This window comes from Actinocrinis sp., assembly GCF_035653575.1.
GTDB lineage: Bacteria > Actinomycetota > Actinomycetes > Streptomycetales > Catenulisporaceae > Actinocrinis.
Map to the genome: position 1 here is coordinate 21,731 of NZ_DASRBQ010000048.1, position 10,530 is coordinate 32,260.

The following is a 10,530-nucleotide window of genomic DNA, read 5'->3' on the forward strand; positions in this document are numbered from 1 at the left end:
CGAACCATGAGTGAGACCTTCGCGCGGGACGCGACCGCGCCTCGGCAGTCCGACCCGGCCGAGAACTACCGCCCGAGCGCCCGGCAACTGGAGCGCGAGAGGTATCGCGCGCGCAAGCGCAGACGCGACGGCTGGATCGCGGTCACGTGCACGACAGTGTTCGCGGTCGTGGCCGGCGCCCTCGTCGTGCTCTCGCCGGGATGGCAGCCGGTCAAGGACACCTTCCTGTCAGGCTCCGAATTCACTTCGTCGTTCCCGAAGATCCTCGACGGCTTCTGGCTCAACGTGCAGATGTTCCTGATCGCCGAGCCGGCGATTCTCGTGCTCGGACTGGTAGTGGCCCTGGTGCGCTCGACGCGCGCTCCGGGGCTGCTGCCCGTGCGGCTGCTCGCGGTCGGCTACGTGGACATCTTCCGCGGCACACCGACGCTGCTGGTGGTGCTGGCCGTCGGATTCGGCATCCCGGCGCTTCAACTGCAGGGCACGCCGTCGCAGCCGTGGATTCTCGGCACGATCGCGCTCGTACTCTCGTACGGGGCATATGTCGCCGAGGTGTTCCGCGCGGGACTCAACTCGGTGCACCCCTCGCAGCGCAACGCGGCGCGCGCGCTCGGCCTGACCGAGGCCCAGGCGATGCGCTACGTCGTGCTGCCGCAGGCGGTGCGCAATGTGGTACCGCCGCTGCTCAACGATTTCGTCTCACTGCAGAAGGACACCGCACTGGTCGCGACGCTCGGACCGCTCGAAGCGTTGCGTCAAGCCCAGATCGCCGCGGACAGCCACTTCAACTACACGCCCTACCTCGGCTCGGCGCTGCTGTTCGTCGCGGTTACCGTGCCGCTGGCCCGATACACCGATCGGCTGGCCACGCGCGCGGCCGAGCGCCAGTTCGCTGGAGCCGCGCGATGAGCGAGACGACAGTGGACAGCGCTCCTCCCCCGTCGCGCGACGCGACCCGCGACCCGCTGTTGCGCATCAGGGGGCTGCGTAAGCGCTACGGCTCGAAAACGGTGCTCAACCACATCGACCTGGACGTCGCGGCGCACCAGGTGGTCTGCCTCATCGGCGCGTCAGGGTCCGGAAAGTCCACCCTGCTGCGCTGCATCGACCTGCTGGAAGAGATCGACGACGGCACGATCCACCTCGGCGAGACCGAGCTGTCCGATCCGGCGCTCGACGCGGACGCCGCCCGCCGCCGCATCGGCGTCGTCTTCCAGGCCTACAACCTCTTCCCGCACCTGACCGTGCTGGACAACATCACCCTCGCCCCGCGCCGGGTGCACCGCAAGCCCCGCCGCGAGGCTGAGGCCGAGGCCCGCGAACTGCTGGAGCGATTCGGCCTGGCGGACAAGGCCGCGGAGTACCCCGACCGGCTCTCCGGCGGGCAACAGCAGCGCGCGGCGATCGTGCGGGCGCTGGCCACCGAGCCGGAGCTGCTGCTGCTCGACGAGATCACCTCCGCGCTCGACCCGGAACTGGTGGGGGAAGTCCTCGAGGTCGTCGGGCAGCTCAAGCGGCGTGGATTCACCATCGTGATGGCGACGCACGAGATGGGTTTCGCCCGGCACGCCGCGGACCAGGTCTGTTTCCTGGAGGACGGAGTGGTGCGGGAACACGGCACCGCCGAGCAGATCTTCACCGACCCGCAGGAACCCGCTACGCGACGCTTCCTCGCCCGAGTCCTCGACCACTGACACGCTGACCGGTGGCACTCTGACAAGCGGCACGATGGCCACTGCACTTCGACCACTGACGCGATGGCCACTGACGCGATGGCCACTGACACCATGCCACTCACACGCACGAGACGGATCAGTGGCCCGTGCACCGGCGGCCGCCGCTGGCAAGCCCCTTCGGCCGTCCCCGGCACCACAGCGGTGGCCGGGGACTGCCGAGTCCGGCTTCAGCGGCCGTCGGGCGCAGCGAGCAGGAGCGCGAAGCGCCGCGCGGAGTCCGTCCACCATTCGCGCACCCGGAACCCGGCGCGGGCGAGCTCCGCGACCAGGTCCTCGCGACGGAACTTGGTCGAGATCTCGGTGAGCATCTCCTCGCCGTCGCCGAACTCCAGGGTCAGGTCGAGCGCCCGGACCTTGATCGTCTGGGTGAGCCGCGAGCGCAGCCACATCTCGATGCGGTCCTGCCCGGCGTTCCAGACCGCGTTGTGGTCGAACGCGTCGACGTCGAAGTCGGCGTCCAGTTCGCGGTTGAGAACATGCAGCACGTTCTTGTTGAACGCGGCGGTCACTCCCCTGCTGTCGTTGTAGGCGCGCCAGAGCACATCAGCGTCCTTCACCAGGTCCGCGCCGAGCAGGAACGTGTCCTGATCCGTCATGGCGGCGCGCAGCGCGGTGAAGAAGTCCCGGCGGCGCACCGGGGTGAAGTTGCCGATCGTGCTGCCCAGGAAGGCGATCAGGCGCGGTCCGTCGCTGTGCGGCAGGACCAGTTCGGTCTCGAAATCGGTGACGGTGGCGGTGACGTGAAGCGCCGGGTAGTCGCGGCACAACGCCTCGCCGGCCTCCACGAGTGCGGAGGTGCTGACATCGAGCGGCGCGTAGCGCTCGAGCGTGCCGGCCTGCGTGAGCGCGTCCAGCAGCGTGCGTGTCTTGCGCGAGGAGCCCGCGCCGATCTCCACGAGCGTGCCGGCTGCGGTGTCCAGCGCGATCTGCGGGGCGCGCGCGTCGAGGATTTCCTGCTCGGCCCGGGTGAGGTAGTACTCGGGCAGCCGGGTGATCTCCTCGAACAGTTCGCTGCCGCGCGCGTCGTAGAACCATTTCGGCGGCAGCGATCGCGGCGGATCGGCCAGCCCTTCGAGCACGTCCTCGCGTAGCCGCGTGACGAAGTAGTCCGGCGTCAGGCGGTGTTCGAGGGTAAAGCGCTGCCCGGATGCGTACTGCTCCCCCGCCACGGGGTCACTCGCGCTCTGACGCGCCGCCGCGTCCGTGCTGAGCCGGCGGATGGAGATCTCTGAGACGCTGCCGTACACGAGGCTGTCTTCCGGCACTTCTCGCCACTGCGCGCTCTCGTCATAGGGTTCGGAAGCCAGCACCAGACCGTCCGGTGCCTCGCGATACCAGAGCGTGTCACCGTGGCGGGTCGCCACGACGATGCGTCCGTCGGTGAGTAGCAGATTCAGCCGCGCTTCGGGACGCGCCGCGGCGACCTGTCGTACCACCGAGACGAGCGCTTCTTGCGGCGGCTCACCCGCCCGCAGCCGAGTGCGCACCGCCGCCCAGAGCAGCGCAGAATCGCAGGAGGATTCGAGCCCCAGCAGGTCGGCCGCGGAAAGGCCGAGGTCGACCTCGTCCGGCAGCAGCCGCCAGTCGCGGATCGCGCCGTTGTGGCTGAACAGCCAGGGCCCGTCCCGGAACGGGGCGGCCGCGCACTCGTCCTGGCTGGTGCCCTCGGTCGCGGACCGGACCGCCGCGAGCACGGCCCCGGTGCAGATGACGCGCGAGAGCTCGGCGAGGTTCGCGTCGGTCCAGATCGGCACCGAGCGCCGGTATCTGGCCGGGCGCGCCGCGGCTTCGGAGACGTCCGCGAAGTCGCCGATCCGCGCGGTGGCCGCGCCTGATGCCGCACCTGATGCCGCACCGACCGGATACCAGCCGACGCCGAAGCCGTCGGCGTTCACCGTGCCGTAGCGCTGCAGCTTCGGCGCCCAGGACTGCCGGTAAAGGCTCTGCGGCGGATCGATCAGCACCTCGGCCAGCGTCACCGGCGCGCCGAGGTAGACCACGTGTCGGCACATCACCGGACTCCTTCGGCGTCGCGCGCGGTGCGGAATCCGCTGAAGATCTGCCGGCGGATGGGATAGTCCCAGTTGCGGAACGTGCCGCGGCAGGCGACCGGGGCGACGCCGAACGCCCCGCCGCGCAGCACCTTGTATCCGGGCCCGAAGAAGACCTCCGAGTACTCCTTGTACGGGTACGCGGTGAATCCCGGATGCGGGAGGAAGTCGCTGGCGGTCCACTCCCACACATCGCCGATCAACTGGTGCACGCCATGCGGCGAGGCTCCGTCCGGATAGGCGCCGATCGGTGCGGGGCGCAGATGGCGCTGCCCGAGGTTCGCGTGCCGCGGCTGTGGATCGTCGTCTCCCCACGGGTAGCGGCGCGAGCGGTCACCGGCCGGATCGTGCCGGGCCGCCTTCTCCCACTCCGCTTCTGTCGGCAGTCGACGACCGGCCCAGCGCGCGTATGCGTCGGCCTCATACCAGCACACGTGCATTACCGGCTCCTGCGGCGGTACCGGCTCGAGTACGCCGAAGCGTCGTCGCAGCCAGTCACCGCCGTCGCGCTCCCAGAACAGCGGGGCTTCAAGCCCGGCCTGCTCGCGGTGCTCCCAGCCGTCGTCGGTCCACCAGCGCGGATCGCGGTATCCGCCGTCGTCGATGAACTGCTGGTAGGCGGCGTTGGTGACGGGGAAGGTGTCCAGGAAGAACGCCGGCACGTCGACCTGGTGCGCGGGACGTTCGTTGTCCAGCGCCCACGGTTCGGTGGACGTGCCCATGACGAATGGGCCGCCGGGGATCAGCACTTCACTCGGCAGGCTCGCGGGGTCGACCGCGGCCGGCGGCGGCTCCGCCGCGGCGAGCACTGCGGGTCCGCGGCGCAGCTGGTGCGTGGCCAGCATGGTCTCGTCGTGCTGCTGCTCGTGTTGCGCGATCATGCCGAACACGAACCCGTCGCCCAACAGCGTGTCGCCGCGACCGCCGGTCGGCTCCAGCGGGGTCCGCTCCAGCACGTCGAGCGCATGCTCCCGGACGTCGGCGATGTACGCGCGGGCCTGCCGCGGCGAGAGCAGCGGCAGGGCGGGTCGGTCGGCTCGGGGATGTTGGAAGGCGTCGTACATCGAGTCCAGGTCCGAGCGCAGCGCGGGGCGCCCGCCCGCCTCGCGGACCAGCCAGATCTCCTCCTGGTTGCCGACGTGGGCCAGGTCCCAGACCAGCGGTGACATCAGCGGGGAGTGCTGGGCCTTCAGGTCGTCGTCATCCACGCAGCCGGTGAGGGCGAGGGTGCGGTTTCGGGCGGTCAGCAGCGCGGCGGCGGCTTGTTCCCTGAACGCGTCGGGGGTGGTGGCGGGCAGGTGGTCGGGGCCGGAAGGCGGGGCGAAGGTGCCTGCGTCGGGGGCGGTTTCGTCACGCGCTGAGGTGATCTTGTCGGTCACGGTCTGCCTTCCTTCGGTCGGGCGCCGCGCACGCCGCGGCGTAGTGCGTCGAGCTGGTCGTCAGCCGGGCAGCGGCCCTGTTCGGCGTATTGCTCGATGAACTCGGCGAGTCTGCGGCGCAGCGCCTCGGTGCCCGCGGACCGGCCCAGGGCGCTCTCGGCGGCGGCAAGGCAGGTGCGCACCGCCTTGCCGATCTCCGGGTCGGCCGGTCCGAGCCGGGCGGCGCGCAGCCAGACGCTGTGATCCGGCAGGGTGCGGCCGCGGCAGTAGGGCTCGGTGGCCTCGTAGGCGCAGTCGGCGGCGGCCGGGTCGTCAAGCAGGGCGGCGGCCGCGGCGGCGGCGACCTGCCAGCCGTCGCCGGGTTGCGCGTCGATCATGCGCAGCTCCAGCCAGCCGCGCGGGCGCACCGGCGGGAAGAGGGTGGTCAGGTGATAGTCGAGGTCGTCTCGGTTGGGCCGCGGCAGGCCGGGCACCCCGCGCAGCCACGCGCGGAACGTCAGGCCTTGCGGCGCCGCCCAGTCGGCCTGCTCGGATCGCCGTATGCACAGCACCGGAGCGTCAAGGGCATACCGTGCCCACGCGAGGCCGGGATCGCTGTGATGCTCCGGGGGACGGGTACGGCCGGGATCGGTCCAATACCAGACGGCCTGCCTGGTGGAACGCCAGCCGGTCACCGCGCCGCGGTGGATCGGGGAGTTGGCGAACGCCGCGACCAGCACCGGCCCGAGCCGGTGTGCGAGCTGCCATCGGTGGTGATAGCCGCCGACGCCGGCTCCGCGCTCTCCCGCGTCGAGGTTGACCTGCGCGGAGGCGGTGCTGCGCATCATGACCCGGCCCCACGGGCCGGCGCGGTCGAAGTGCGCCTCCATGGCGCGATATCGCGGGTGGTCGAGCACCCGCGCGGGGCTGTGCAGCGGTTCGAGGCCGCTGCCGACGAGTACGAGCCCGTGCTCAGCGCTGATGCGGCGCAGCGCCTCGAGATCCACGGCGGTCTGCGCGACGCACTCGGCGACCCCGATACCGGGCGGAGCGCTGAGCTCGATCTGCCCGCCGGGCTCGCGCGTGATCGCGCCGCCGTGGGTGAACGTATGTGTGTCAATGCTTGAAAGCAGCGCGTCAAGCCGATCGACCGGGACCGGCGAACGCGGATCGGCGCTGTCGTGAACCAGCCACTCCAGCTCCACGCCTACGCGCTCGGGTGGTCCGGTCTTGAAGCACACGCCGTGCACGTGCGCCTCGGCATCCTCCTCACGCAGATCAACGTCCACGACGCCCTCCCGGGTCGGATCGTGCCTCTCCGGATGGAGATCGCACTGAGGATGACGGTACGGGAAGCTAGGTCTCTACGAAACGCTCAAAGAGCGCATTACGGTGAACGCGTCGCGCGCGGCCCTGGTTCGATCGCCGGATATGCCCGCGGCCCGCCGTGCTCTTTCGAGCAACGGCGGGCCGCGCGGGACGCGAGGTTCGCGCCTACGGCTACGCCTCGCTGTGGACCAGCAGGACCGACGCCCCGGCGCTCTTCGCGACGCCGCGGCTCACGCTCGAGTGCAGCAGGGCCGAGATGCCGCTGTAGTGGCCCGGTCCGACGGCGATCAGGTCGCTGCCCAGCGCCCGCGCCCGCTGCACGAGGATGTCGGCCAGGTCCTCGCGCAGGCCGTCGTCGACCTCGCCCTCGGCGGTGACGCCGTCCTCGCGCAGCCGCGCCAGCGCTTCGTCCACCACCCGCCGGCCGTCCGCCTCCTCTTCCGGGGAGACCACGGCGGAGGGCGCGAACGTGCCGCCGAGCACCTGCAGGGGCCGGATGTGGATGACGTGGACCGTCGCCCCGCTCAGCTTCGCGAGAGAGGACACGGCGTCCAGCACGGCCGCGCCGTGCTCCGTGCCGTCGACTGCGGCGAGAATGTTCTTGTACATAGGATCAGCTTCCAATCCGAACGGGGTCTCACGGATCTGCGGCCCTCTGTGCTGGATCAGCGAGCAGACGACGGAGCCAATTCCCTGATGCGAAGTGATCCGCGCCACGCGCGAGCGGCGGTGCCGGTGCCGGTGCCGAGGTTAGCGTCGCGGGGTCGGGATGTGCCCTTCGAACGTCAGCTTGAGGACATACGCGGGTGCGCTGAACGGCGGCGCCGGCGGCAGCGTGACGTGCAGGCCGGTCTCATCCTGACGATGTTCGGTGACAAGAACGTACTCGTCCGTGCCCGGACCGATCAGCTCAAGTGCGCGCAGCCCCGTGAGGTCGACGCGGCCGGCCGCGAGTGTGGTGATCGCGAGTGTCGAGGCCGGCCAGCCCAGGATCGTCGCGTACAACACGGTGTTGCGCTTGTCGCGGGTGAAGCGGATGTCCCGTGCGGTACCGGCGACCGGCGGCGTGAATGAGCCACCGCCCATCGCGGTCGGCCCCTCGCCGTAGACGTCCCAGGCTCGCGTCTCGTAGATGGATTCGCCGTACCGGCGCAGGTAATCGCCGATGCCGAGCAGGAGGCTGCGCTGCTCGTCGGGGATGACGCCCTCCGCGGTCGGGCCGATGTTGAGCAGTACGCCGCCGTTCTTGCTGACCCGGTCGATCAGCGAGTGCACGATCACCTCGAGCGGGTGGTAGCTGATGCCTTCGGTGTAGCACCAGCTGGAGGTGCTCAGGATGTCGTCGGTGAGCCAGTAGGGGTAAGTCAGATCGGCCGGACCGCCGCGCTCGTAGTCGAAGACCTCGCCCTTGCCGTTGAACCCGTCCTTGTAGGTGGTCACGACGTCGGCGCCCCACTCGCGGGCCCGGTTGTAGTAGTAGGCGAGGAACTCCAGGCCGGCCGACTTGTCGATCTTGTCGAGGTTCACGTCCTGATAGATGATGTCCGGCCGGGCGAGGTCGATGACCTCCTTGAGCTTGGCGAGCCACAGCTGGTTTTCGGCACTCGGGTCCAGTTGGCCGTAGAGCTTGCGCAGCGTCTGGCTGGGCTGGGGCGGCACGTGATCGAAGTACCCGGTGAAATGAAAGGCGTGGTGCATGGCCACCAGCAGCTTCAACCCCTGCTCCCGGTAGGCCTCGGCGAACAGGCTCAGCAGGTCCAGCCGCGGCCCTCGCGCGGCTGAGTTCCACTCGTTGACGCGGCTGTCCCACATCGAGAAGCCGTCGTGGTGCTCCGCCACCGGACCGGCGAAGCGCGCTCCCGCGTCGGCGATCACCTGGGCCCATGCGCGCGGGTCGAAGTCCCCGCCGGCCGACGCGAGCTTCGGCGCGAACTGCACGTGGCGTCCGGCTTTGTCGCGGCCGCCGTCGATGAAGTAGTGGTAAGGCCACTGCGCGGGGTCACCGTACGTCGCGATGTGGTGCTCGCGGTCGATGCTGCCGGGCCGGTACATCTCGCGTGGATACCACTCGCTGTTGAATGCCGGAACGCTGAACGCACCCCAGTGGTGATAGATCCCGAACTTGGCGTCCTGGAACCATTCCGGGGCCGCGACATGCTGGTCGAGCGACGCCCAGGTCGGAGTGAAGGGGGCGGTGGCGGGCAGCGGCACGGATTACCTCCGTCGCGGAGTCAGGGGGAAGGACGGGAGTGTAAGACGCGAAACTATCGCGCGACCGTACTATCGAACGCCACATGCGGGAAGGGCCCTCCAGGAGGCCCTCGGCCCGAAATTTTCGAAGGTCCGAAAGCTTTCAAGAAAGTTACATGGCGGCGTGCTGGCGCAATACGAGTATTCGGCCGCCCCGCAACGGCCCGAGTGTTCGGCCTGTTCGCGATATTCGAGCGAGATCGACAATCGTTCGACTCGGATCGATGAATTCGCCGGCCAATTGAACGGGGCCCGTCGCCACGCGCGGGATTGCAACTTTCATGACATTCTCCAGCTGCCAAGCTGGTGAGAGTGGTATCGCCGTCGCGAAACGTTGACGCTTCGTTCACAGCTCGTACTTTGGCGCTGCGTAGCGATCCCATCACTGCGCTCCACCCACCCGGCCGGTCTAGCTCCTGACCGCTCCGGCCTATTGATGCCAAAGGACAGACACCCAGTGGCTAATCACCACCGGCCGACTCGAGCCGCGTGCCTTGCGCTCGCCGTCGGCGCCTCCCTGCTGATACCCCTCGTGGGCATCCAATCCGCTCAGGCGGCCGCGCATGTCGCGAATCCGTTCGTGGGTTCGAGTCCGTATCTGAACCCGAACTACGTCTCCGAGGTGCAGGCGCAGGCCTCCGCCGACGGCAGCTCCGCCGAGGCCAAGGTCGCCGGCTATCAGACCGCGATCTGGATGGACCACATCGGCGCCATCGCCGGCGACAGCACCCACCTGGGCCTGCAGGCGCAGCTGGACAACGCGGTGACGCAGGCGCAGAGCAGTTCGAGTCCGGTTCTGGTGGAGGTCGTCGTCTACGACCTGCCCGGACGCGACTGCGCGGCGCTCGCGTCCAACGGTGAGATTCCGGCCACCGACGCGGGATTGACGCAGTACGAGTCGCAGTACATCGACCCGATCGTCGCGCTCGAGGGCAACTCGAAGTACAGCAACCTGCGGATCGTGAACTTCATCGAGCCCGACTCGCTGCCCAACGCCGTGACCAACCAGAGCAAGTCCGCCTGCGCCACCGCGATCCCCTACTACGAGAAAGGCATCGCCTACGCGCTGGGCAAGCTGCACGCCATCGGCCCGCAGATCTACAACTACCTCGACATCGGCCACTCCGGCTGGCTCGGCTGGCCCAACAACATGAGCGGCGCGGGCCCCGAATACGCCAAGGTCGTGCAGTCCGCCACCGGCGGCTACGCGACGGTGGACGGCTTCGTCTCCGACACCGCGAACACCACCCCGTCCGACGAGCCGTTCCTGCCCAATTCGAGTCTGACGGTGGGCGGGCAGCCATTGAAGTCCGCGACCTTCTACCAGTGGAACCCGTACTTCGACGAGCACAGCTACGACGAGGCGATGTACAACGAGTTCGTCTCCAGCGGCTTCCCCAGCACCGTTGGGATGCTCATCGACACCTCGCGCAACGGCTGGGGCGGATCGGCCCGCCCGACCTCGCTCAACTCCAGCCCGACCACCGTGGACACCTACGTGGCCGCCAACAAGGTCGACCAGCGGCCCTTCCGCGGCGACTGGTGCAACGTCAACGGCGCCGGCATCGGGGCACGCCCCCAGGCCAACCCCTACGGCTCCGGCGACCACATCATCGCCGACGTATGGATCAAGCCCCCGGGCGAATCCGACGGCGACTACCCCACCGCCACCCACACCCACGGCGACCCCCACTGCGACCCCAACGGCACCCAGACCGACGGCAACGGCGGCACCTACCCCACCGACGCCATCCCCGGCTACGACATCCCCGCCGGAAACTGGTTCGCCGCACAATTCCAGCAGCT

At 69.3% G+C, this 10,530-nt stretch carries 7 protein-coding genes and 1 pseudogene; 3 read left to right on the forward strand and 5 right to left on the reverse strand.

What is annotated here, in order from left to right:
* Window positions 1–6 precede the first annotated feature (6 nt).
* On the forward strand, window positions 7–909 hold the full coding sequence (locus VFA06_RS07175; RefSeq protein ID WP_324839642.1) for an amino acid ABC transporter permease: 903 nt from the start codon (window positions 7–9) through the stop codon (window positions 907–909).
* Window positions 906–1,694 (forward strand): amino acid ABC transporter ATP-binding protein, encoded by a 789-nt coding sequence (locus VFA06_RS07180; protein WP_324839643.1) that lies wholly within the window; start codon window positions 906–908, stop codon window positions 1,692–1,694. The genes VFA06_RS07175 and VFA06_RS07180 overlap by 4 nt, the downstream gene beginning before the upstream one ends.
* Window positions 1,695–1,903: 209 nt before the next feature.
* On the opposite strand, the gene egtD is transcribed toward VFA06_RS07180, so the two are convergent.
* The 5 genes and pseudogenes from egtD to VFA06_RS07205 all read right to left on the reverse strand — a co-directional run.
* Window positions 1,904–2,905: an L-histidine N(alpha)-methyltransferase gene (gene egtD, locus VFA06_RS25850; RefSeq protein WP_414639843.1), complete on the reverse strand. Its 1,002-nt coding sequence runs from the start codon at window positions 2,903–2,905 to the stop codon at window positions 1,904–1,906.
* Between the two features lie 842 nt (window positions 2,906–3,747).
* Window positions 3,748–5,085, reverse strand: a complete 1,338-nt coding sequence (gene egtB, locus VFA06_RS07190) for an ergothioneine biosynthesis protein EgtB (RefSeq protein WP_349260090.1) — start codon at window positions 5,083–5,085, stop codon at window positions 3,748–3,750.
* Window positions 5,086–5,162: 77 nt separating this feature from the next.
* Window positions 5,163–6,434, reverse strand: coding sequence for an ergothioneine biosynthesis glutamate--cysteine ligase EgtA (egtA, locus tag VFA06_RS07195; RefSeq protein ID WP_324839646.1), 1,272 nt, complete (start codon window positions 6,432–6,434; stop codon window positions 5,163–5,165).
* Between the two features lie 211 nt (window positions 6,435–6,645).
* The gene (locus VFA06_RS07200) at window positions 6,646–7,083 is read right to left on the reverse strand and encodes a universal stress protein (RefSeq protein ID WP_324839647.1); all 438 of its coding nucleotides are present in this window, start codon (window positions 7,081–7,083) and stop codon (window positions 6,646–6,648) included.
* 153 nt (window positions 7,084–7,236) lie between these two features.
* Window positions 7,237–8,685, reverse strand: a pseudogene (locus tag VFA06_RS07205) (alpha-L-fucosidase); the annotation flags it as partial.
* A 571-nt stretch (window positions 8,686–9,256) separates the two neighbouring features.
* Between VFA06_RS07205 and VFA06_RS07210 the strand changes: the two are divergent.
* On the forward strand, window positions 9,257–10,530 hold a 1,274-nt coding region (locus VFA06_RS07210), incomplete at its 3' end, for a glycoside hydrolase family 6 protein (RefSeq protein WP_324839649.1).